This is a genomic window from Curtobacterium sp. NPDC090223, assembly GCF_044746585.1.
Classification (GTDB): domain Bacteria; phylum Actinomycetota; class Actinomycetes; order Actinomycetales; family Microbacteriaceae; genus Curtobacterium.
Genome location: NZ_JBIVCN010000001.1, coordinates 1 through 23,778, shown reverse-complemented (window position 1 = coordinate 23,778; position 23,778 = coordinate 1). Strand labels below are relative to the sequence as shown.

Sequence of the window (23,778 nt, the reverse complement as noted above, 5' to 3'; positions counted from 1 at the left end):
CGGCCTGAAGTACTACCGTTGACATGCCGGATGGATCGAACGATGAAAGGCGAGGGGTTGATACGAGTACTGGTGCACGAGCCGGACCCGCTTGCCGCGGCTGGCTTGCGGGGTGTCTTCGAGAGTGCCGCCGGCATCGAGGTCGTCACCAGCACCGCCGGGATCGGCTCCGTCACCCAGCCCGCCGCTCCGACACGCCGGCAGGTCGCAGTCGTGTCCGTCGCGGACCGGACCAGGGCGTCGATGGCCGAGATCGAGCGGTTGGCTCGGGCCGGGATCGCCGTCCTGACACTGACGCTCGAGGAGGACGATGACCTGCTCCTCGCAACGCTCGAGGCGGGCGCATCCGGCAACCACGTCAAGTCGGCGGACCCGGACGAGCTCGTCCACGCCGTCCGCTCGCTCGCCGATGGGCACCCCGCGCTCTCGCGTCGGCAGTCCCGTCTGCTCCTGGACCACTGGGTACGAACTCGGCGGAATCCGGGACGCATCGAGGCTCGACGTGCCGCGGAGCTCCTGAGCGCGCGCGAACGCGACGTGGTCCGCGCCGTCACCCGAGGCATGACGAACAGCCAGATCGCTGCCGAGCTGCACTGCGCTCCGACCACCGTCAAGGCTCACCTGGCGACGGTCTTCACCCGACTCGGGGTCACGAACCGCGTGGCACTCGCGATCCTGGGACTGCGTGCCGGGTTGCTCGACGACGACTGAGCGGCACCGGACGGGCTCCTAAACAACAGGTGTAGTTTTGACCCACGGCGGCCCACCCACCGCCGGACCCGAGCCCACACCAGGACCCGAGCCCTTCAACGACGAAGCAAGGAGTCACCCCTCATGCAGTCTTGGCGCTTCAACGGCACCGACCAGCCCCTCACCCTCGACGAGGTCCCCGAGCCCACAGCGGGCCCCGGCCAGGTCGTCGTCACGGTGAAGGCCGCGGGCGTCTGCCACTCCGACGTCAGCGCGCTCGACGACCCGGGCTGGATGCCGCTGTTCCCCCGCATCCCGATGACCCTCGGCCACGAGAACGCCGGCATCATCACGCAGGTCGGCCCCGGCATGCAGGACCACTGGAACGTCGGCGACCGCGTCGGCCTCTCCCCCACCTTCGCCGACGGCGACGCGATCGGCTACGGCCAGTGGGACGGCGGCTTCGGCCCGCAGGTCCTCGCGACCGACGAGAACCTGGTCCGCCTCCCCGACGAGGTCTCCTTCGAGCTCGGCGCCATGGCGACCGACGCCGGCCTGACGAGCTACCACGCGATGATCGCCGTCGGTGGCGCGAAGGCTGGCATGAAGGTCGGCGTCATCGGCCTCGGCGGCCTGGGGTACATCGGCGCCCGCGTCGCCGTCCTCAAGGGCGCAGAGGTCTACGGCGCCGAGGTCAACCCGAAGGCCCGCGAGCTCGCCGACGAGATCGGCCTCGCCGGAGTCGCCGAGTCGATCACCGACTTCGCCGACAAGGACCTCGACCTCATCGTCGACTACGCCGGCTTCGGCACGACGACCTCGGCCGCGATCGAGACCCTCGGCGAGTTCGGCACCCTCGTGCAGGTCGGCATGGGCCGCCTCGAGTCCACGATCAACACCTACCCGATCATCATCAAGCAGCTGACGATCCGCGGCTCGAAGTCCGGCACCAAGCAGGACCTCGAGGAGCTCTACGCGCTGATGCGTTCCGGCGACCTCAACCCGCCGCTCAACCTGATCACCCCGGCGGAGATCCCGGAGGCGCTGGAGCGCCTCCGCAAGGGCGGCGTGGTCGGCCGCCTCATCGCCCAGTACCAGGACTGACGAAACCCAGGATCGGACGGGAGGCGCGGTGCCAGCTGACACCGAGCCTCCCGTCCCACAGGGGCACGGGGCCTCGCCCCGTCGACGCGCGATCCGCTCGCTCAGGCGGCCGACGGGTCCGCGAAGACGGCGAGGACGGAACGCAACACGGTGCCCGACGGAATCGGCTCCAAGCGGACCCGCCCGTCCTCCAGGCCGTCGCGCCGGAACCATCCTGCGCCGCCCGCCGACACGACGTCGAGGCCGAACGGCGTCCGGTCTCCCCACACCCGGAGCCGGCCCCACACGGGCTCCGACCAGAGGCGCTCTGCGACGAAACCGGCGATCGGTGACGGCTCGGTCGGTGTCCCCGGTCGGTCGATCCGAGCGTCGACGGTCTCGGCGGGGAGCACGATCTCCTCGTCGCTGGCGATCGCCCACGCGGGAGACACCCGTGCCCACGCGAGCAGGTGACCGACGGCCCGTCCGGCTGGGACGAGGTCGTACTGGGCGACCTCGTCAGCCCTGATCCGGTCGTCGATCAGGTCCGCGACGTTGCCCTTCGCGCGGACGAGCGCAGACGCACCGTTCAGCCACATGCTCCAGTCGGCAGAGCGGCCGCCGTGTCGTGCCGAGGCGCCGTAGCGGTGGTCGGGTCGTTCCAGGAGCCCGGCGATCCGCTGGCCGTCGTCGGCCAGTGCGCCGAACGTGCCGGTCAGCCCCGCTCCGTCGAGTTCGAGCCCGGCTGGCGAGCGACGTCGAGCGCGCGAGACCATCCCCCGCGCACGGATCGACCACAGGTGCTGGAGGGCGTCGTCGCTCAGCAGCCAACGGCCGACTGGTCGTGGCTGCGCGAGCGCGACTCCGTCGAGCGCCTCGAGCGTCTTGTCGGTCCGCTCCGACGCGCCGACGTCGATCCGCGGGAGGGCCGTCGCCTCGTCATCCGCGGCACGCCCACGGGCGCGGCCGCCGGCCGAGGGAGCGGCCTCGTCGGCGGTGATGGACGCCGCGGCAAGGACGCTCCGGAAGAGCGGGACGAAGTCCTCGAACACCTCGACGGCGGAACTGCCGGTGACGTGCACCTCGTGGAGACCGATCACCGCGATCCACTGGCGGACCAGCACGGTGGTGCGGTCGGCCTTGTACCCCCACTCGATCGTGCGAGACGGCACACCGAGGACCTCGGCGAGGTCGTCCGGTTCGACGCCGAACACCTGTGCGCCTGGCTGCGAGGCGAGGACCGACGTGGCCGCCCGCGCCGCCACGACGTGGAGCGGGCCGTTCGCTGGCCTGGTCGTCAGGACGATGGTCGATCGGAACCGCTCGTCCGCACGCTCCGGAGCTGCCATGACGACGACGTTCGCAGATGAGTCGATCCGGAGCCAGTCCGGCGGCAACGGCAGGGTGACAGGAGCGATGTCGGGCGGGTCGGTCATCGCTCGCGCGCCACTCGGTACCACCGCGGCTGCAGCCAGCGTGGGACGCCGATCACGACGCTCCAGACCCCGAGCGCACCGGTGACCGCGGCCGTGAACGCGAACACGAAGGACACCCCGAAGGCCGGCGTCCCGACGAAGGACACCCCGAGGCCCATCGACAGCAGCGCCAGCCCCGACCAGAACCACCCGAAGACGACGTTCTCGTGCACGCGACCGAGCCACGACCGCCACCGTCCGGTGTACCCGAGCGCTCCCAGTCCGCCGAAGACCACGCCCATGGCGAAGAGGGTGGCGACGAGGCCCAACGCAGTCACCCGACCACCGTACTTCCCCGGGTGCCTCCTCGGATCGGAACTCCAACACCCGGATCGGCATCGTCATGCAGAGCACAGCCGAACCGACGCGGCCAGCGACGCGCGTCTACAGTCGTACGAATGCCCGCTCCACACCCCCGGCCCACCCCGTCCACCGCTGCCGACGGCATGATCCGCGTCCGCGGTGCCCGCGAGAACAACCTCCGCGACGTCGACGTGGACGTGCCCCGCGACCAGATCGTCGCCTTCACCGGGATCTCCGGCTCGGGGAAGTCGTCCCTGGCCTTCGGGACGATCTTCGCCGAGGCGCAGCGCCGGTTCCTGGAGTCCGTCGCCCCGTACGCGCGCCGGCTCATCGCGCAGGGGTCGACGCCGCACGTGGAGTCCATCACGGGGCTGCCGCCGGCCGTGGCACTGCAGCAGCGCCGCGGCGCCCCGAGCTCCCGGTCGACGGTGGGGACCCTGACGACCCTGTCGAACTCGACCCGGATGCTGTACTCCCGCGCCGGCACGTACCCGGCGGGAGCCGAGCGGCTCGAGTCGGACTCGTTCTCCCCGAACACCGTCGCCGGCGCGTGCCCCCGGTGCCACGGCCTGGGCACGGCACACGAGGTCACCGAGGCCTCGGCCGTGCACGATCCGTCGCTGAGCATCCGCGACGGCGCGATCACGGCGTGGCCGGGTGCGTGGCAGGGCAAGAACCTCCGCGACGTCACGGCGGTCCTCGGGTACGACATCGACCGGCCGTGGCGCGAGCTCCCCCGGCAGGACCGGGACTGGCTGCTGTTCACCGAGGAGCAGCCGGTCGTCCAGGTGCACCCGAAGCGGGACCGGGTCGCAAAGCCGTACAAGGGGCGCTTCTGGAGCGCGCGGCAGTTCGTGCTGCACACCCTGGCCGACTCGCAGAGCGAGACGCAGCGCACGAAGGTGCTGCAGTTCGTCGAGTCCGGGCCGTGCGCGCTCTGCGGCGGGACCGGGCTGACGCGGGCGGCGCTCGCCGTGACGTTCAGCGGGAAGACGATCGCGGAGCTGAACGCGCTCCCCCTCACCGCGGTCGCCGAGGTGCTGCGGCCCGTCGCGGCGATCACGGACGCCGGACCGGCGACGTCCCGCGCATCGTCGGGCGAGCACACCGAGGTGGCGGTGGCGATCTCCCGGGACCTGCTGACCCGGGTGGAGGTGCTCACCGGGCTCGGGCTCGGGTACCTCAGCCTGGACCGGGCGACCCCGACGCTCTCCCCCGGCGAGATGCAGCGGCTCCGCATCGCCACACAGCTGCGCTCGGGGCTGTTCGGCGTCGTGTACGTCCTCGACGAGCCGAGCGCCGGCCTGCACCCGGCGGACGTCGAGCCCCTCGTCGAGGTCCTCGACGGGCTCCGCGCCGGCGGCAACAGCGTGTTCGTCGTGGAGCACGACATGAGCATCGTGCGGCAGGCCGACTGGATCGTCGACGTCGGTCCCGGTGCGGGGGCGTCGGGCGGGACCGTGCTGTACAGCGGGCCCGTGGCCGGGCTCGCCGAGGTCGAGGCGTCGGTCACCCGCCGGTACCTGCAGCCCCGGCAGCCCGACGTCGAGCGCACCCCGCGGACGCCGACGGGCACGCTCGAGCTCCGGGACGTCACGCGGCACAACCTCCGCGGGCTCGACGTCGACCTGCCCCTCGGCGTCCTCACCGCGATCACCGGGGTGTCCGGGTCCGGCAAGTCGTCGCTCGTCGGCGGTGTCCTGCCGTCTCTCGCCCTGACGCACCCGGGCATCGACCGGGTCGTCGAGGTCGACCAGAAGGCGATCGGCCGGACACCCCGGTCGAACCTCGCCACGTACACCGGGCTGTTCGACGCGGTGCGTGCCGCGTTCGCCGCCACCGACGACGCGAAGGCCCGCGGGTGGACCGCCGGCCGGTTCTCGTTCAACGTCGTCGGCGGCCGGTGCGAGGTCTGCCAGGGCGAGGGCTCGGTGTCCGTCGAACTGCTGTTCCTGCCGGGGAGCTGGGCGCCGTGCCCGGAGTGCCACGGGTCGCGCTACACGGCCGAGACGCTCGAGGTCCGGTGGCACGACGCGACGATCGCGGACGTCCTCGGGATGACCGTCGAGGACGCCGCGCCGTTCCTCGCGGAGCTGCCGGCGGCGTCCCGCGCGCTGGAGACCCTGCGCCAGGTGGGCCTCGGGTACCTGCGCCTCGGGCAGCCCGCGCCGGAGCTCTCGGGTGGCGAGGCGCAGCGCATCAAGCTCGCGACCGAACTCCAGCGGGCGCGGTCCGGCCACACCCTGTACCTGCTCGACGAACCGACCACCGGGCTGCACCCCGCCGACGTCGAACTCCTGACGTCGCAGCTGTCCCGCCTGGTGGACGCCGGCAACACGGTCGTCGTGGTCGAACACGCCATGGCCGTCGTCGCCGCAGCGGACCACGTCATCGACATGGGCCCGTCGGGCGGCGACGAGGGCGGCCAGGTCGTCGCAGCAGGCACCCCGGCCGAGGTCGCCGCGTCACGCACGAGCCGGACCGCGCCCTACCTCCGCGCCGAGCTCGGCATCTGACGTCCCCCGGTCACCCGGCGACGCTCATGGGGCGCGGGTGTAGCGTCATGTCGTCAGCATGCTGAAGACCTTGGAGTCACGATCGTGAGCACACCCGCCGCCACACCGAGCACGACCACACCCCGCACGCCCGCCGCCGATCCCCGCCGCTGGCTCGGCCTCGTGGTCATCAGCCTCGCCGTGGCGCTCATCATCGTCGACTCGACGATCGTGAACGTCGCGATCCCGAGCATCGTCGCCGACCTCGACATCGGCTCGACCCTGGTGCAGTGGGTCCAGGAGAGCTACACCCTGGTGTTCGCGGCACTGCTCCTGGTGTTCGGCGCCCTCGCGGACCGCTACGGACGACGACGTCTCCTGACGACGGGTGTGATCGTGTTCGCCCTGGCCTCGGTGCTGGCGGCGCTCTCCCCCACGGGCGACCTGCTCGTGGCCTCCCGGGTGGCGCAGGGCATCGGCGGCGCGATGGTCCTGCCGACGACCCTCTCGATCCTCAACGCCACGTTCACCGGGCGCGAGCGCGGGATCGCGTTCGCCGTCTGGGGCTCCACGATCGGCGGCATGGTGGCGGTCGGGCCGCTCCTCGGCGGCTGGCTGACGACCGACTTCTCCTGGCGCTGGGCGTTCGGCATCAACGTGCCGATCGTGGTGCTCATCGTGATCGGCCTCGGGCTCGCCGTCCGCGAGTCCCGCGACACCGCGCACGCCGGCCGGATCGACGTCGTCGGTGCCGTGCTGTCGGTGGTGGCGAGTGCCGCGCTGGTGTTCGGCCTCATCGAGGGCCGTACCTACGGCTGGTGGACCCCGTCGTCGACGCCGCTGACGATCGGCGACTGGTCGTGGTCCTCGGGGATCAGCCCGATCCCGGTCGCGTTCCTCGTGGCCGTGCTCGCCGGGTTCGGCTTCGTGCGGTGGTCCCTCCGCCGACAGCGGACCGGAGGCTCGGCGCTCATCGCACTCGACCTGTTCCGCATCGGCTCGTTCCGGAACGGCTCGATCGCCGCGCTCATCGTCTCGCTCGGCGAGTTCGGCATCATCCTCTCGCTGCCGCTCTGGCTGCAGAACGTCCTGGGCTACTCCGCACTGCAGACCGGCTTCGTGCTGCTCGCCCTGGCGATCGGGTCGTTCGTCGCGAGCGGGTTCGCCGCGACCGTCGGGCAGCGGATCGGAGCGCTGCCGATCGTGCGGATGGGCATCGGTGCAGAGATCGTCGGCGTCGCCGCGATCGGCGTCGTGGTCTCGGCGACGACCCCGTGGTGGGCGATCGTCCCGTGCCTGTTCGTCTACGGCTTCGGCGTCGGACTCGCCACGGCGCAGCTCACGGGCGTGGTGCTGCAGGACGTCCCGATCGAGCGGAGCGGTGAGGCCTCCGGCGCGCAGAGCACCGCACGGCAGATCGGTTCTGCGCTCGGCATCGCGGTCCTCGGCACGGTGCTCTTCACCTCGACGGGCAGCATCCTCGAGCACCGCCTGGAGGACGCCGGCAGCTCGGTCTCCGCGGCGACGAGCATCGCGGACTCGGTCGTGCAGTCCTCGGGCGGGGCGATCGCCGCCCTCACCGGCCAGACCGCGACCGCCGCCGCCGAGGCCTTCTCCGACGGCACCCGCGCGGCGGCCTGGTCCGCCGCCGGGTTCCTGGTCATCGGGCTCGCGGCCACCCTGCGCCTGCGCGCCCCGCGCGCGGAGCGCGCCGACGACGAGCGCGCACCGGCCACCACGAGCGGCGACTGACGGTCACGACGCGACCACACACCGGACGGGAGGCTCGGTGCCTGCCCGCACCGTGCCTCCCGTCCGCCCTCGACGCACGCCGCTGCCATCGGCGCCCGTCCGCTCAGTCGGCTCCCGGTCTGATCCGGAACACGCGCGCCGTCGGCGCGGTGTCCCCGCTGGTGAGGTGGAGGGTGCCTTCCTCCTGATCCCAGGAAGGTACCCAGGGCGCCACGTCGATCGGGAACAGCGGCTCGACGGTGACGGCCCGTCCGCCGAACTCCGGGAGCGGCAGCGAGACGGAGCCTCCGGCCCCGGGGAGCGACCACACCGACAGGTACAGGTCGCCGGACACGGCGCGGAGGCCGAGCGCGATCCACGTGTCCTCCCACGCCGGCAGCCCGAGCGGCCACACCGGCACCGCGTCCTCGACGACCGACAGGACCTCGCGGTGGGCCGCGATCGCCGAGCCCACGAGTGCGCGCTGCGCACCGGACATCTCGTTGAGGTGGCCGGACAGGTACATCCGGCCGAGCGCCCCGTTCACCAGCGACAGGACGAACAGCTCGTCGGACATCGACGCCGACGGGTACGCCCAGTTCCCGGCCTGCTCGGGGAGCATCGCCGCGGGTGCAGCCGCCGCGATCGAGGCGTACAGCACCGGGTCCTGCTGGTCCGAGGTGGACTGCATGTGCAGCCGCGAGAGCATCGCCCCGTCGGCACGCATCGCGCCCGAGGCGCAGTTCTCGATGAGCAGCTCCGGGTACCGGGCCTGCACGTCGTCGAGCCAGTCGAGGAGCGCCCGCTGGTGTTCGAGCATCCCCGGGAAGGGACCCGTCATGGTGTTGTAGTCCATCTTGAAGAACGTCACGCCGAGCTGCCCGACGAGCCGGTCGACGACCTCGTCGAGGTGTGCCCGCGCGGCCGGCGAGCGCAGGTCGAGCAGGTGCCGCCCGTGCTCCGCGACCCGAACGCCGTGGTGGTGCACGAAGGCATCGACCGGCAGCGTGGACGCCAGCGGCGAGTTGATGCCGACGACCTCGGGCTCGAGCCAGAGCCCGGCCTGCATCCCGTGCGACCGGATGTGGTCGACGACCTCGCCGAGCCCACCCGGGAACCGCGATGCCGCCGGCAGCCACTCGCCTACGGTGTCCCACCAGTGCCCCTCGGCGTACCAGCCGGCGTCGATGCAGAACAGGTCCGCTCCGGCCTCGGCGGCGGCGTCGACGAGCGGCAGCAGCTTGGCCGTCGTGGGGTCGCCCATGAGCGTGTTCATGTAGTCGTTGAAGACCAGCGGCAGCGCGAGGTCCGCCGGGCGCACGTGCCGGATCGCCCGCCGCTGCGCGGTCAGCACCGCGAACGCCCCGTCCAGCGACGTCGCGATCCCGACGGACACCGGCACGCTCGTGAACGGCCGTCCGGGGGCGACGACCGCCGTCCACTGGTGCTCTTGGTCGGTCGGCCCGCTCAGCACGACGTACGCGTGCCGCCGGGTCTCGCCGAGCTCGTACGACCACGGCCCGTTGTGCTCGATCTGCCACACGAGCGAGTACGACTCCGCCCGCAGCACCCCGATCGGCAGCGCCTCCCCGGTCGACCACGAGCCGCGGTTCTGCACCACGGCGCGGCTGCGGGGCGGGTGGTGCTGCGCCTCGCGGTCGATGCGGGCGAGCCCGATGTCCCGCAGCGGGTCGGTCCGCCACCGGTTCTCCGCCGCCCAGTCGTTGTCGGCGTGCGTCAGCGTCAGGTCGTCCACGGTCGCGCCGGAGTCCGTCAGGAACGCCCCCGTCGCGAACGAGGACACGAAGTCCAGCACGTGCTCACCGGCCGGGGTCTCGGTCGTCGACACCTCGGTCCACGTGCGGAACGCCGCGACGCCGTCCCGTGCCCGGAACACGGACTCGACCTGGAGGCCGGTGGCCGGGTCCGCCTGGCGGATCCGGAGCTCGACGCCGGCACGGCCCCCGTCCCCGTTCCCCGCCTGGTGGTGCGTCACCCCGTCCGGCACCGGTCGGAGCCGCGCCCCGATCGTCGAGTCGACGTGCCGGAAGCCGCCCGGGAACCGGCCGTGCCCGATCGTGGTGAGCTCGACGAGCGGCTGCGGGTCGTCGGGCCCGTCGGCGAGCGCCGCTCCGGCCGGCACGAACGACACCAGCGCGACCGGCTGGTCCGGGGCGACCCGGAAGCGCGCCGAGAACCCGGACGTGACCCAGTCGACGCTCGTGCCCGTGTCCGCGCTCACCGGGCTCCGACCGGCGCCGGCGTGCTCGACACCCACGCACCGACGGTGTGGTCGTAGCACGTGGTGTTGTCGATCGTTGAGCGGTCGAGCGCGGGCCCCGCGGTGACCCGGCGCTCCCCGCGCTCCGGGTCGGGCGCCGCCTCGGCGAGCAGCCGCGTGTAGTCGTGGTGCGGGTCGAGGATGACGGCGTCGGAGGGGCCGCGCTCGACGACACGGCCGCGGTAGAGCACCAGGATCTCGTCGGAGAAGTGCCGCGCGGTCGCCAGGTCGTGCGTGATGTAGAGCACGGCGAGGTGGTCCTCGCGCTGCAGTCGCCCGAGCAGGTTCAGGACGCTGAGCCGGATCGACACGTCGAGCATCGACACGGGTTCGTCCGCGATGAGCACCTGCGCGCCGGGTGCCAGCGCCCGGGCGATCGCGACGCGCTGCCGCTGTCCGCCGGAGAGCTCGTGCGGACGCCGGGACGCGAAGTCCTCGTCGAGGTTCACCCGGCCGAGCAGTTCCCGCACCTTCGCCGCCGTCTCCTCTGACCCACGGGCCCGGTTGTGCAGCTGCAGCGGCCGGGCGATGTGGTGCTCGATCGAGTGGAACGGGTTGAGCGAGGCGAACGGGTCCTGGAACACCATCTGCACGTGCCGGCGGTACATGCTGCCGAGCACCGGGGTGCCGTCCTCGAGCCGGACGTCGATCGACCCGTGCGTGACGGTCTCGAGCTTGGCGAGCATCCGGGCGATCGTGGACTTGCCCGACCCGGACTCCCCGACCAGGGCGACGGTGCGTCCGGGCAGCAGCTCGAACGACACGTCGTCGACGGCGTGCAGGGTGGTCCGCTTCAGGCCCTTGCGGGTGTGGAAGTCCTTGCCGAGGTGGCTGACGGTCACGCTGGTCATGCGAGTTCCTCCTGGGCGGTGACGGCGTCCTCGAGCGCGGCGTCCTCGACACCCGAGCGGATGAACGAGCCGCGTGCGCCGGACAGGCTCGGGAACGACTGCAGCAGTCGCCGGGTGTAGGGGTGCTTGGCGTCGTGCTGGATCACCGCTGCCGGTTCACACTCGACGACCTCGCCGCGGAGCATCACCGCGATCCGGTCGCTGATCTCCAGCAGCAGCGGCAGGTCGTGCGTGATGAAGACCACCGCGAAGCCGAGCTCGTCGCGGAGCCGGACGATCTCGCGCAGGATCTCCCGCTGCACGACGACGTCGAGCGCGGTGGTGGGCTCGTCCATGATCATGATCTGCGGCTCGAGCAGCATCGCCATCGCGATCATCACCCGCTGCCGCATGCCGCCGGAGAGCTCGTGCGGGTACGCCGTGATGCGGGACGGGTCGACGCCGACGCGGCTCAGGGCGTCCTCGGCGATCGCGCGCCGCTCCTTGCGGGACAGCCCCTTCCGGTGCTCGACGAGTGCGTCGTCGAGCTGCGCGCGGATGGTCGTCACCGGGTTGAGCGCGTTCATCGCCCCCTGGAACACCATCGACAGCTTCGACCAGCGCACCGCCCGGAGCTGCTCGTGCTCCAGCCCGAGCAGGTCGATGTCGGTGCCGTCGCGGTCGTGGAACGTGATGCTCCCCGACGTGACCTTCGCCGGCGGCCGGTGCAGCCGGGTGATCGCGTACGCCAGCGTGGTCTTCCCACAGCCGGACTCCCCCGCGAGCCCGAGGATCTCCCCGGGTGCGAGCGTCAGGGACACGTCCTTGACGGCGTGCACGGGGTGTTCGGTCTCGTAGACGACGTCGAGGTGCTCGATCGTCAGGACGGCGTTCATCGTTGCGTTCCCTTCAGGCGACGCAGGGCGCGTTCGCGCCGGCGCTGCGCTCGGACGTTGGCGAGCCGGGGGTTGATGACCTCGTCGATGGAGAAGTTCACCAGCGACAGGCCCATGCCGAGCAGCGCGATGAGGAGTCCGGGCGGCACGAACCACCACCAGGCGCCGTTCGCCAGCGCGAAGCCGTTCTGGGCGTAGAAGAGCATCGTGCCGAGGGTCGACGAGTTCGACGCCCCGAGCCCGAGGAAGGACAGCCCGGCCTCCCCGAGGATCGCCGCGATCACCGCGAACACGAACTGCGATGCCAGCACCGGGAGCAGGTTCGGCAGGATCTCGACCGCGATCACCCGCCAGGGCTTCTCGCCGGCGACCCGGGCGGCCGAGACGTAGTCCCGGTTCCGGATCGACATCGTCTGCGCACGGAGCACCCGGGCGGAGCCGGCCCACGACGTGATCGCGAGGACCACGGCGATCGTCCAGAGCCCGCGGGCCTCGCGCGGCACCAGGCCGGAGATGACGATGACGAGCGGCAGGCCGGGGATCACGAGGAACACGTTCGAGAAGAGCGAGAACGCCTCGTCCATGAACCCGCCGAGGTAGGCGCCGAGGATCCCGAAGAACGCGGAGAGCACGGTGGCGAGGAGCCCGACGATGAGCCCGATCTGCAGGCTCCCCCTGGTCGCGTAGGCCAGCTGCGCCAGGACGTCCTGCCCGGTCTGCGTGGTGCCGAGCAGGTTCGCCGCACTCGGTCCCTGCAGGCCGGAGTCGCGGATGGTGGTCGGGTCGCCGACGAGCAGCGGCCCGATGACCCCGAACAGCGTGACGCCGAGGACCAGCACGATGCCGGTGACCAGCCACGGGGTGAGGGTCGGGAGGAAGCGACGGAGGCCGCCCTTCGCCGCTCTGCGGGTGGCGATCGACGTGGTGCTGTCGGCCTCCTCCGCGAGTGCGCCGATGGTGGGTTCGGTCTCCTGCTGGATGTTGGTCATGGTCTGCGCGCTCCCTAGGCCCGTGCCCGCGTGCGGGGGTCGATGATCCCGTAGAGCAGGTCGACGACGAGGTTCGCGCCGAGGACCGCCAGGGTGATGAACAGGAAGATGCCCTGCATGAGCGCGTAGTCGTTGTTCGTCACCGCGGAGAGGAGCTTCGACCCGATGCCCGGGTAGGAGAACACCTGCTCGGTGACGACGGAGCCGGACACGATGAACCCGAGGGAGATCGCGAAGCCGGCGACGGAGGGCAGCACGGCGTTCCGTGCGGCGTAGTTCCGCAGGATCTTGCCGTCGGACAGGCCCTTCGCCTGCGCGGTGGTGATGTAGTCCTCGGACAGCGTCGACACCATCATGTTGCGCATCCCGAGCAGCCAGCCGCCGAGGGACGCGAGCACGATCGTCACCGCCGGCAGCACGCCGTACTTGATGGCCGAGGCGATGAAGTCCCCGTTGAACCCGGGGTTCAGCACGACGTCGTAGCCGCCCTGCGCCGGGAACAGGTGGAGTCCGGTGGCGAAGAAGTACACCAGGATCAGCGCGAGCCAGAAGTACGGCACCGCGGCGAGCAGGGTGGTGGCGGGCACGAACGAGTCGAGCCAGGTGCCGGGGCGCCACCCGACGAAGGCACCGAGGCCGACGCCGATGATCGCGGCCAGGATGGTGGCGATCCCGACGAGGGCGATGGTCCACGGCAGCGAGCTCGCGATGACCTCGGTGACGGGGGCCGGGAAGTAGCTGACGGACACGCCGAGGTCGCCGCGGAACACGTTGGCGAGGTAGCGGCCGTACTGGACGATGAGCGGTTCCGAGGAATCGCCACCGAGGAGCAGCTCGTACGCCTGCCGGGTCGCCGGGGTCACCTGGCCGCCGCGCTGCTGGAGCTTGGCGAGCAGGATGTCCACCGGGTTCCCGGGCAGGAGCCTGGGGATGATGAAGTTCAGCGTCAGTGCCGCCCAGAGTGCGACGACGTAGAAGCCGATCTTGCGCAGGAAGTAGGTCATCGTCGAGTGCTCCTCGGTCGCGATCCCATCGTGATCAGCCCTTCGCCGGCTTCAGCGCCTTGAAGATCTCGGCGTTGTCCGGGCTCGCCCAGACGGCCGGGAAGGCGAAGAGGTCTTTCTCGGTGGGCCAGCCGGTGAACTTCGCCGAGTGGAACTCACTCGTCGTGCCGCCGGTCATCACCGGGATGTAGGGCATGTCCTCGACGATGTGCTGCTGGATCGTGTCGAACTCCGGCTGCGTCGCCGCGGTGTCGGTCGGGTTGATCGTCGCGAGCTTCGCGAGCGCCGCGTCGACGTCCGGGTTGCTGTAGCGGGCGATGTTCATCGGGGCGGCTTCGCCGACCTTCGCGGTGTTCGCCGTCGAGTAGTAGTTGTTGTAGAGGTAGTACGGGTTCGACGCCGGGCCCTGGCCGAGCGAGTCGATCGCGAGCTCGAAGTCGCCCTTCGTCTTCTTGTCGGTCCACTCGTTCCACGACGACTGCTGCGCCTTGAGCTCGATGCCCGCGGCCTTGAGCTGCTGGGTCATCGTGTCGATCGCGGTGATGTAGTCGGTCCAGCCGGTGACGACCTCGACCGTCAGGGACAGCTTCTTGCCGTCCTTGGCGTAGATGCCGTCGGAGCCCTTGGCGTAGCCGGCGCCCTGCAGCGCAGCGTCCGCCGCGGCGGTGTCGGCGGACGACGGCATCACGGCCGGGTCGACGTCCTTCGAGATGGTGTCCTTCTGCGTGCCGGTGAGGGCGAACGTCGGCGAGATCTCGCTCGCGGTGTTCTCGAACGCCAGCGAGTTGAGCTGCTTGCGGTTGATCGCGTCGGCGATCGCGTGCCGCACGGCCGGGTCGGTCTGCGGGCCGGTGCAGCCGAGCGCGGTGGACGAGCAGGTCAGCAGCGCCATCTGGTTCTGCGGGATGGTGATGCCGTCGTAGCCCGGGTACTTGCCGGCGATGTCGTCCATGTTCGGCACCGGACCGGTCTGCCAGTCGATCGACCCCTGCGCGAGTGCGTCGGCGCCGGCGGTGTTGCCGGAGAGCGAGAGGTACCGGACCGTCTTCACGGCCGGCGCACCGCCCCAGTACTTCTTGTTGGCCTCGAGCGTGAACGCCTGCGCCTTGAAGGTGCCGAGCGTGTACGGGCCGGTCCCGACGGGCTTCCGCACGACGTCGGTCGTCGGGTCGATGTCCTTCCAGAGGTGCTCCGGGACGATCCAGGTCTTGCCGAGCAGGTTCGGGCCGAGCACGAAGGACGGCTTGTCGAACGAGACCACGACCTTCTCGTCGCCGTCGGCCTTCGCGGTGCCGTCGTAGCCGATCGAGTTCAGCGCCTTCTGCTTCTTCAGCATGTCGAGCGTGAAGACGACGTCCTTCGACGTGAACGGCTCCCCGTCGCTCCAGGTCGCACCGTCGCGGAGCGTGATGGTCAGCTGCGTGCCGTCGCCGTTCCACTCGTAGGACTTGCCGAGGAGCGGCTTCGGGTCGTTGTTGTTCACGTTCGTGATGAAGAACAGCGACTCGTAGATCGTGCCGACGCCACCGATGTTCGACGGCGACCACGGGTTGAAGTTGATCTGGTAGTCGCCGGACTGCCCGGTGTACGCGATCAGGGTCGAGGCGGCGTCGTCGCTGGTGCTGGCGCTGCCGCTGGAGCTGCAGCCGGTGAGCGCGAGGCTCCCGGCGAGGAGCACGGCCGCACCGATGGCGAGCCGCGAACGGGTTGTCTTGAACATCGTTGTCCTCTCGGTCTGCGTCATCGCAGGTCCACGTTGTGAGCGTGATTGTTACACGCATAAACTAAGTCGGTCAAGAGGCGGCGACGACGCGGCCCGACGAGCACTGGAGACGCGATGGAGCGGACGACACTGGACGGCACGTGGACCCTCGAGGCGGTGCACGGCCCGACCGAGGCACCGACCGGGCCGATCGCGGCGGCGGTCCCCGGCTGCGCCCACACGGACCTGCTGCGCGCCGGGCTGATCCCGGACCCGTTCGACGGCGACAACGAGGCCGCGACGCAGTGGATCGGCGACACCGTCTGGCGGTACCGGCGCACCTTCGACTGGGCGGCACTCGACGCCGAGCGGCACGACCTGGTCGCCGACGGCCTGGACACCCTCGCCACGATCGAGCTGAACGGCATCGTCGTCGCCACGACCGCGAACCAGCACCGCTCGTACCGCTTCCCGGTCGGGCACCTGCTCCGCGCCGGGACGAACGAGCTCGTGATCACGTTCGACGCGCCCGTGCCCGCGGCCGCACGCCTGTCCGAGCTGCACGGCGGCGAGCTCCCGCACGTCAACCACCACCCGTACAACGCGCTCCGCAAGAACGCGTCGAACTTCGGCTGGGACTGGGGCGTCGACGTCGCCACGAGCGGCATCTGGCGCTCGATCGGCATCGAGTCGTGGAGCGGCGCCCGGATCGCGGCCGTCCGCCCGCTCGTCGACGTCGACGGCACCACCGGCGTCCTGACCGCGCACGTGGACGTCGAGTCCGCCGGCGGAGCCGGCGTGTTCCGTCAGGCCATCGGCGCCGACCCGGTCCCGTCCGCCGACGCACCGGTCGCACCCGGCCTGGAGGCTCGGGTCACCCTGGCCCCGCACCGTGCGTCCGCAGCGTCCCCCGGTCCCGACACCGAGCCTCCCGTCCGGGTCACCGGCGTGCGCGGCGTGGCGGGCGGGTCCGCGACGATCCGTCTCGAGGTGCCGGACGTGGCGGTCTGGTGGCCGCGCGGCGAGGGCGAGCAGCCGCTGTACGACGTCACCGTCGAGGTCGGCTACGACGTCTGGACCGGCCGCGTCGGGTTCCGCACCGTGACGCTCGACACCGCCGCCGACGAGGGCGGTGCGCCGTTCCTGCTCCGGGTGAACGGCAGGCCGGTGCTCGTCCGCGGGGCGAACTGGATCCCGGACCACGCGTTCCTCACCGAGATGACGCCCGAGCGCTACCACGACCGGATCGAGGACGCGATCGCGGCGGAGATGAACCTGTTGCGGGTCTGGGGCGGCGGGATCTACGAGTCCCGGGCGTTCTACGACCGCTGCGACGAGCTCGGGGTGCTCGTCTGGCAGGACTTCCTGTTCGCCTGCGCCGCCTACGCCGAGGAGCCCTGGCTCGCGGACGAGGTCGAGCCCGAGGTCCGCGAGGCCGTCACCCGGCTCAGCCCGCACCCGTCGCTCGTGGTCTGGAACGGCAACAACGAGAACCTCGTTGCGTACGCGGAGTGGGGCTGGCGGCGCGCGCTCGTGGGGCGGACCTGGGGCAACGGGTACTACCGCTCGCTCCTGCCCGCCGTCGTCGCGGAGCTCGACCCGACCCGGCCGTACACGCCGGGCAGCCCGTTCTCGTTCGACGAGTACCTCACGCCGAACGACGACCGCAACGGAACCGTGCACATCTGGGACGTCTGGAACCGGCTCGACTACCGGCACTACGCCGACTGGGAGCCGCGGTTCGTGGCGGAGTTCGGGTTCCAGGGGCCGCCGGCGTGGTCGACCCTGATCGCGGTCGTGCACGACGATCCGCTCGACCCGGACGGGCACGAGATGCTCGTGCACCAGAAGGCCGACCAGGGCAACCGGAAGCTCGCGGACGGCATGCGCGGGCACCTGCCGGAACCCACCTCGATCGAGGACTGGCACTACGCCGCGCAGCTCAACCAGGCGCACGCGATCCGGTTCGGCATGGAGTGGTTCCGCTCCCGCACGCCCGACAACACCGGGATGATCGTGTGGCAGCTCAACGACGACTGGCCCGTGGTGTCCTGGGCGCTCGTCGACCACGCCGGCATCCGGAAGCCCGTCTGGTACGCGGTGCGTCAGGCCTACCGGCCGGTGCTCGTGACGGTGCAGCCGGGCGCCGCCGGTGCCGCCGCTGCCGCGGGTGCTGCCGGCGCCGCTGCCGGGTCGCTGGACGTGGTCGTGGTGAACGGGTCGGGCGCCGCGGTGTCCGGCGAGGTCCGGGTCGCCCGGGTCCGCTTCGACGGCACGGAGCTCGCGGCCGCGTCCTTCCCGGTGTCCGTCGACGTCGCCGATGCCGCGCGGGTGTCGCTGCCCTCGTCGCTCGCGGTCCCCGGGGGCCCGGCGTCCGAGGTGCTCGTCGTCACCGGGCCGCTCGGCCGCACGGTGTTCGACTTCGCCGAGGTCGTCGACCAGGCGCTGCCGTCGTCGCCGTTCACCACGGCGGTGTCCCCGACGGCGGACGGGGCCGAGGTCACGGTGACGGCAACGGCCTACGCGCGGGACGTCGCGCTCTTCCCGGACCGGGTGGACGCGGCGGCCCGGGTGGACGACGGCCTGGTGTCGCTGCTGCCGGGCGAGTCCGTGACGTTCACGGTGTCGGGCGCTCCCGGGATCGACACCGCGGCGCTGACCACCCGCGAGGTGCTCCGCCACGCCGGCTCCCTGCTCCCCTGAGCCGGGCGCCCGGGCGCTCGGGCGCCGGCCGCTCGGCGCTCGGGCGTGCGGTGCTCGGCCGCTTCGGCAGCGAGTGCACGCCCTGACGACAACTGCGCATGCGGGCGCGTGCGCAGTTGTCGTCGGGGCGCGCAGCACCCGCGGCCGCCCGGTCGCCCGGCCCGCCCCGCTCGCCCGGCGCGCCCGCCCGACCCGAGGTCAGTCGAGCGCGCTGAACTCGAGCACGATCGCGGTCCCCGGCGCGAGCATCGGCAGCCGCGCCCCGACGTCCTCGAACACCGCGCCGGAGAGCTCCAGGTACCCGCGCCCGAGCCACGGCGGCGGCACCATGTCGAGCCCGTGCGGCACGCCGATCCCCTCGGCCGGGGCCATCCGGTAGCGACGCGTCCGGTCGAGCCCGCGCACCCGGAGCGGCACCGCGAGGGACTGCGGCCCGGTCACGGTGCGGGCGACCCGTACGAGCGCGCTCCCCCGGTCGACCGACACCACGGACGTCGTCGCGAGGCCGGGGTCCCCGAGGTCGAGGTGCCGCAGCCGCCCGGTGTGCAGCAGCCCGCGCGTGCGCTTGTACAGCGTCGTCCAGGCCCGCAGCCGGTCGAGCTCCGCCGCGGACAGCCGGGTGACGTCGGTCTCGAGCCCGGCGGAGCCGAACAGCGAGACCGCCATCCGGAAGTCCAGGTCGAGGTGCCGCCCGGTGGTGTGCGAGACCTCGGGTCCGACGTGCGCACCGATGAGCTCGAGCGGCAGCAGCGCCTCGGTCCACCGCTGGATCGCCAGGCGTTCCATCGCGTCGTTCGTGTCCGACGGCCACACCCGGTCGGTGCGCGCCAGGACCCCGAGGTCGACCCGGCCGCCCCCGCTCGCACACGCCTCGATCTCCAGCCACGGGTGCCGCGCGCGGAGGCTGTCCATCAGCGCGTACACCCCGCGCGTGTGCGCGTCGACACCGGCACGACCGGCGTGCACCGCGTGCACGACGTCACGGTTCATGTCCCACTTCACGAAGTCGACGTGGTGCTCACCGATCACGGCGGACGTGCTCTCCAGCACGAACGCCCGCGCCAGCGGGTTCGCCATGTCGAGCACGTACTGGTTCCGCCACGTGCGGACGTCGTCGTCGGGGCGCTGCAGCAGCCACTCCGGGTGCGCGACGGCGAGTTCGGAGACCGGGCTCACCATCTCCGGTTCGAACCACAGCCCGAACTCCATGCCGAGCTCGCGAACCCGGTCGACCAGGGGACGCAGCCCGTCCGGCCACACCGAGGGGTCGACGCGCCAGTCCCCGAGCGACGTGCTGTCCGACCGCCGGCCGAGGAACCAGCCGTCGTCGAGCACGAACCGTTCGACGCCGATGTCCGCGGCCGTCTCGGCGAGCGCGACGAGGGGCTCCAGCTCCTGCCGGTAGTACACCGCCTCCCACGTGTTGAGCACCACGGGCCGGGGGCGTCCGGGATGGCCGGGTCGGGCGCGGATCGAGTCGTGCAGGCGCGCGGACATGCCGTCGAGCCCCTCGTCGCTCCACACGAACACGGCGTCGGGCGTGGTGAAGTCGTCGCCGGCACCCAGGACGACCTCGCCGGCGCGCAGCAGTTCCCCGGCGCCCAGGACCGGCCGGGCCTCGGCGAGCACGTCGTGCCGGTGCACGGAGTCCGCGCTCCAGGCCAGGTGCACCGCCCAGACCTCACCCGACGCGTCGTCGAACCCGGGCGTCCCGAGCACGAGCAGGGTGGGGGCGTCGTGCCCGGTCCGACCGCGCCGGCTCTCCCGCGCGTGGCTCCCCTGCGTCAGTGCACGGCGCTGCGGCGTGCGCTCCCGGGTCCAGCGTCCCGCCAGGTCGAACACCTCCGCCACCCGCTCCCCGACGGGCAGCACGGCTTCGAGCGCCTGCAGGTGCACGGGCCGGACACCGCGGTTCGTGACGGTGTGGCGCACCCGCAGCACGCCGGCGCCGTCGAGGGCGAAGACGCTCCGGAGCGCGAGCTCCTCGGAGTCCGCGGTGACCACGGCCTCGGTCGCCGACGACGTCACCGCGGCGTCGCGCCACCGCGGCACGAGCGGCAGCCCCTCCACGTGTCCGGCGATCGCGGGACGGCCCTCCCAGCCGTCCCGCTCGGTCGGCAGCACGGTCAGCGGCCACGGGGCGTCGAACGCACTCGGCGAGATCGGCCGCCCGAGCGCGAGCAGGAGCTCGTCGGTGTCCGCGACGTCCACGGGCCCGACGTCGCGGCCCCAGTGCAGCACCTCTGGGAGGCCGTCGACAGCGGTCACGAGGACCATCGACACCCCCGCCGCGCCCAGCACGTGGACACGACGCTCCTGGACCGCCGGCACCGCGTCGGGCGCGGTCGCGTCACGTTCGACGATGCTCACGAGGCCGTCTCCTGACGGAGCACGCGGACGCGCCCGCCGGGTACGACGGTCTCCGGCCCGTGGCCGGAGCCGTCGAGCAGGTCCGTGCCGGACGCGACCACCGTGACGGGGTCCGCGCGGTGGTTGACGAGGAACAGGAACGCGGAACCGTCGCGCCCGACGCGACGCACGGCCTCCAGGCCAGGAGGCCCGGTGACGGTCCGCGGGATCGCCCGCTCCTCGACGACCCGGTCCACGAGCCGCTGGATGCTGCCGTCCGCGAGGCTCGCTGCGACGTACCAGGCGCCGCCGCCGACGGCGCGGCGCGTCACCGCCGGCCGGCCGGCGAGCGGACCGTCGCGGTACGCCAGGACGACCTCGGCGTCCTCGACGACGACCGCTTCCGCCCAGTCGGTGACGGCTTCGCCGTCGTCGAGCGCCCAGCGCTCCCCGCGCTGCAGCGGGGTGAACTCCTCGGACCACGCGCCGAGGACGTCGCGGAACGCGCCCGGGTACCCGCCGGTGCGGATGCGGGCGTGTTCGTCGGCGACGCCCGACAGGTACGTGACCACCAGGGTGGCGCCGCGGTCCACCACGGCGGCGAGCCGGGCGGCCGACGCGTCGTCGACGATGAGCAGCGTCGGGAGCACCACCACGTCGTAGCCGTCGAGGTCCGCGTCCAGCGGCACGACGTCGGTGAGGACCTGGCGGTCGAAGAACGCGCGGTGCCAGGCGCGGAGCTCCCGGGCGTACCGCAGGGCTCGGTGCGGCTTGAGGCCCGTCTGCATCGCCCAGCCGGAGGGCTCGTCGACGACGATCGCCACCCGGGCGGGCTCGACCGTGCTGCCCTGCACCGGGGCGAGTGCCTGCATCGCGCGGCCGAGCGCGGTGACCTCGCGCCAGACCCGGGTGCGGGTGCCGGCCTGCGGCAGCATCGCGGAGTGGAACTGCTCGGCACCGGCCGTCGACGCGCGCCACTGGAAGAACAGCGCGCCGTCCGAGCCACGGGCGACGTGTGCGAGGGAGTTGCGGAGGATCTCCCCCGGTTCCTTCGCGCGGTTCCGTTCCTGCCAGCTCGGGCCGCCGGTCGAGTGCTCCATGAGCAGCCACGGTCGGCGCCCGGCCGTGATCCCGCGCATCCGGTCCGCAGCCGCGGCGAGGTCCTGTTCGCGCCGGGGGTCGTCGACGATCGTGTAGTGGTCGTTCGCGGGGATCGCCACGTGCTTCGCCCAGTCGGCGTAGTCGACGACCTGCGAGGCGGCCCCGACCATGAAGTTCGTCGTCACGGGGACGTCGGAGTGCTCCTCGATCGCGGCTTTCTCGAGCGCGTAGTGCGCCAGCAGGGAGTCCGACGAGAACCGTTCGGCGTCGAGGAAGAGCCCCGGGTTCGGAGCGCCGTTGCGCGGCCCCCGCGGCAGGGAGACCTCGTCGAAGTCGGTGAAGGTGTGCCCCCAGAAGGCCGTTCCCCACGCGGCGTTGACCGCGTCGATCGTGCCGTACCGCTGCCGGAGCCAGACCCGGAACGCCGCGACCGATGCGTCGCACGCACATCGGGCGTTCCCGCCGCCGAGCTCGTTGCTGACGTGCCAGAGCCGGACGGCGGGGTGCCGGCCGTACCGCTCGGCGACCGCGCTGACGATGCGTCGTGCGTGCTCGCGGAACACCGGCGAGTCCGGGCACCAGCCCAGGCGACCGCCCGGGTGCTGGCGTGTGCCGTCCCGGTCGACCGGCAGGACCTCCGGGTGCGCGGCGAGGAGCCAGCTCGGCGGGGCCGCGGTCGGCGTGGCGAGGTCGACCGCGATGCCGTTGGCGTGCAGCAGGTCGAGGACGTCGTCGAGCCACTGCCACGTGTACTCCCCCGGCGACCGCTCGAGCAGCCCCCAGGAGAACACCCCGACGGTGACCAGGTTCACCCCGGCCTCGCGCATCAGTCGGACGTCCTCGTCCCAGACCTCGCGCGGCCACTGCTCGGGGCTGTAGTCGCCGCCGAACGACAGGCCGTCGGTGGGCCACGGGACGGTCGGTGCTGCGTTCACGCGCACCAGCCTCCCGTCTCGCCGGAGGTTTGTCAACGGGTGAAACTAAGTACCTACACGCCCAGCAGCTGGCGGATCGCGAGCACCGCGCCGGCTCGTGCCCACTCGGAGAACTCGAACGGCTGCACCTCGATCGTGACCGGGTCCGTGTAGGGGGCGAGCGCACCGCGGAGCGCCTCGTCCACGCTCGACCGGGCGATGTCGTACACCGGCAGACCGTCGCCCGTCAGGACGATCGCCGCCGGGTCCGCGACGAGCACGACGGTGGAGAGCACGACCCCGAGCGCGCGCCCGGCGTCCTCGAAGGCCCGGAGCGCCGCGGTGTCGCCGGTGCGTGCCAGCTCGACGACCTCGTCGTAGGTCGCTCCCGCGTGCCCGGAGTTCCGCACGATCACCGGACTCGGCAGGTAGCTCGAGACGCAGCCGGCGTGCCCGACACCGCAGTCCGGGCCACCGCCGAGCACCGGGACGTGCCCGATCCGTCCGAGGCGGCCGTGCTCCCCCGTCGACACCTCGCCGTTCGCGATCAGCCCGAGGCCGACACCCTCGCCCACCGTGACGAGGACCATCGACCGACGACCGGCCCCGGCACCGAACCAGTGCTCCTTCGCCGTGAGGGCGTGCACGTCGTTCGCCGTGAACGCCGCCAGACCCGTGCGCTCGGTGAGCATCCGGGCGAACGGCACGTCGGTCCACCCGAGGAACGGGGACGACGACACGACGGCCTCTCCGCCGTGGGACAGGACGTCACCGGGCAGCGACACCCCGACCGCGCACACCGCCGGGTGCACCGCACGGAGCCGCTCGTGCACGGCGGCGATCTGGTCCGCGACGCCCTCTGCCACGGTCGACGGCATCCCCTCCTCGTGCAGGGCGAGCACGCGGCCGCCGAGGTCCGTCACGGCAGCGTAGAGCCGGTCCTTCGTCAGCTTGATGCCGAGGAACTCCCACGCCCCCGAGCTGGCCTGCAGGAGCTCGGACGGCCGGCCGGTGGCCCCACGGACGTCGGTGCCCATCTCCGTGACCATCCCGTGCCCGACGAGCACCCGCATGGCCCGCGTCAGGCTCGCCCGCGACAGGCCGAGCGAACGCGCGATCTCGGCACGGGAGAGCATCCCGTGGATGAGGATCTCGCGCAGCGCCAGGCGAGAACCTTCCGGCAGCGGTGGCCAGGTGTGGGTCATCGTTCCTCCGTCGTCGGCTGATCCTAG

General features: G+C 72.1%; 16 protein-coding genes. 5 read left to right on the top strand and 11 right to left on the bottom strand.

Translation table 11 applies throughout. The annotated features are described in order from the left end of the window. The first annotated feature begins 42 nt into the window (after nt 1-42). A complete protein-coding gene (locus ACIPJY_RS00080) occupies nt 43-711 on the top strand; it encodes a LuxR C-terminal-related transcriptional regulator (RefSeq protein ID WP_400460821.1) in 669 nt (222 codons plus the stop codon). A gap of 123 nt (nt 712-834) precedes the next feature. After that, the gene (locus ACIPJY_RS00075; RefSeq protein ID WP_400460823.1) at nt 835-1,794 is read left to right on the top strand and encodes a zinc-binding dehydrogenase; all 960 of its coding nucleotides are present in this window, start codon (nt 835-837) and stop codon (nt 1,792-1,794) included. Between the two features lie 101 nt (nt 1,795-1,895). Here the strand turns inward: ACIPJY_RS00075 and ACIPJY_RS00070 are convergent, their stop codons facing one another. Together ACIPJY_RS00070 and ACIPJY_RS00065 are read right to left on the bottom strand one after the other, a co-directional pair. Then, nucleotides 1,896-3,209, bottom strand: coding sequence for a hypothetical protein (locus ACIPJY_RS00070; protein ID WP_400460824.1), 1,314 nt, complete (start codon nt 3,207-3,209; stop codon nt 1,896-1,898). Further along, complete coding sequence (locus ACIPJY_RS00065; RefSeq protein ID WP_400460826.1) at nt 3,206-3,526, bottom strand: hypothetical protein; 321 nt, start codon at nt 3,524-3,526, stop codon at nt 3,206-3,208. Before ACIPJY_RS00065 ends, ACIPJY_RS00070 begins: the two co-directional genes overlap by 4 nt. A 120-nt stretch (nt 3,527-3,646) precedes the next feature. On the opposite strand from ACIPJY_RS00065, the gene ACIPJY_RS00060 reads away from it, so the two are divergent. Continuing rightward, nucleotides 3,647-6,067 (top strand): ABC transporter, encoded by a 2,421-nt coding sequence (locus tag ACIPJY_RS00060; RefSeq protein ID WP_400460828.1) that lies wholly within the window; start codon nt 3,647-3,649, stop codon nt 6,065-6,067. 84 nt (nt 6,068-6,151) lie between these two features. Continuing rightward, nucleotides 6,152-7,798 carry a DHA2 family efflux MFS transporter permease subunit gene (locus ACIPJY_RS00055; RefSeq protein ID WP_400460830.1) on the top strand — a complete coding sequence of 549 codons (1,647 nt, stop codon included), beginning with the start codon at nt 6,152-6,154 and terminating at the stop codon, nt 7,796-7,798. A gap of 103 nt (nt 7,799-7,901) precedes the next feature. Here the strand turns inward: ACIPJY_RS00055 and ACIPJY_RS00050 are convergent, their stop codons facing one another. Genes ACIPJY_RS00050 through ACIPJY_RS00025 form a run of 6 tightly spaced genes read right to left on the bottom strand, consistent with a single transcriptional unit; the run spans nt 7,902 to nt 15,497 of the window. Continuing rightward, entirely contained in the window at nt 7,902-10,055 is a 2,154-nt protein-coding gene (locus ACIPJY_RS00050; protein ID WP_400460832.1) for a glycoside hydrolase family 36 protein, read from the bottom strand. Further along, on the bottom strand, nt 10,016-10,909 hold the full coding sequence (locus tag ACIPJY_RS00045) for an ABC transporter ATP-binding protein (RefSeq protein WP_400460834.1): 894 nt from the start codon (nt 10,907-10,909) through the stop codon (nt 10,016-10,018). Before ACIPJY_RS00045 ends, ACIPJY_RS00050 begins: the two co-directional genes overlap by 40 nt. Continuing rightward, nucleotides 10,906-11,784 carry an ABC transporter ATP-binding protein gene (locus tag ACIPJY_RS00040; RefSeq protein WP_132049444.1) on the bottom strand — a complete coding sequence of 293 codons (879 nt, stop codon included), beginning with the start codon at nt 11,782-11,784 and terminating at the stop codon, nt 10,906-10,908. Before ACIPJY_RS00040 ends, ACIPJY_RS00045 begins: the two co-directional genes overlap by 4 nt. Then, complete coding sequence (locus ACIPJY_RS00035; protein ID WP_400460836.1) at nt 11,781-12,773, bottom strand: ABC transporter permease; 993 nt, start codon at nt 12,771-12,773, stop codon at nt 11,781-11,783. Before ACIPJY_RS00035 ends, ACIPJY_RS00040 begins: the two co-directional genes overlap by 4 nt. Before the next feature lie 14 nt (nt 12,774-12,787). Then, nucleotides 12,788-13,777 carry an ABC transporter permease gene (locus ACIPJY_RS00030; protein WP_400460838.1) on the bottom strand — a complete coding sequence of 330 codons (990 nt, stop codon included), beginning with the start codon at nt 13,775-13,777 and terminating at the stop codon, nt 12,788-12,790. A gap of 34 nt (nt 13,778-13,811) precedes the next feature. After that, complete coding sequence (locus ACIPJY_RS00025; RefSeq protein ID WP_400460840.1) at nt 13,812-15,497, bottom strand: ABC transporter substrate-binding protein; 1,686 nt, start codon at nt 15,495-15,497, stop codon at nt 13,812-13,814. A 117-nt stretch (nt 15,498-15,614) separates the two neighbouring features. Between ACIPJY_RS00025 and ACIPJY_RS00020 the strand changes: the two genes are divergently transcribed. Beyond that, the gene (locus tag ACIPJY_RS00020) at nt 15,615-18,182 is read left to right on the top strand and encodes a glycosyl hydrolase 2 galactose-binding domain-containing protein (RefSeq protein WP_400460842.1); all 2,568 of its coding nucleotides are present in this window, start codon (nt 15,615-15,617) and stop codon (nt 18,180-18,182) included. 198 nt (nt 18,183-18,380) lie between these two features. Here ACIPJY_RS00020 and ACIPJY_RS00015 read toward each other — a convergent pair whose 3' ends face one another. The 3 genes from ACIPJY_RS00015 to ACIPJY_RS00005 are packed head-to-tail and all read right to left on the bottom strand — an operon-like array spanning nt 18,381 to nt 23,751. Beyond that, nucleotides 18,381-20,552, bottom strand: a complete 2,172-nt coding sequence (locus tag ACIPJY_RS00015) for an alpha-galactosidase (RefSeq protein WP_400460844.1) — start codon at nt 20,550-20,552, stop codon at nt 18,381-18,383. Further along, nucleotides 20,549-22,567 carry a beta-galactosidase gene (locus ACIPJY_RS00010; protein ID WP_400460845.1) on the bottom strand — a complete coding sequence of 673 codons (2,019 nt, stop codon included), beginning with the start codon at nt 22,565-22,567 and terminating at the stop codon, nt 20,549-20,551. The genes ACIPJY_RS00015 and ACIPJY_RS00010 overlap by 4 nt, the downstream gene beginning before the upstream one ends. A 53-nt stretch (nt 22,568-22,620) precedes the next feature. Beyond that, the gene (locus tag ACIPJY_RS00005; protein WP_400468115.1) at nt 22,621-23,751 is read right to left on the bottom strand and encodes an ROK family protein; all 1,131 of its coding nucleotides are present in this window, start codon (nt 23,749-23,751) and stop codon (nt 22,621-22,623) included. Nucleotides 23,752-23,778: the final 27 nt, after the last annotated feature.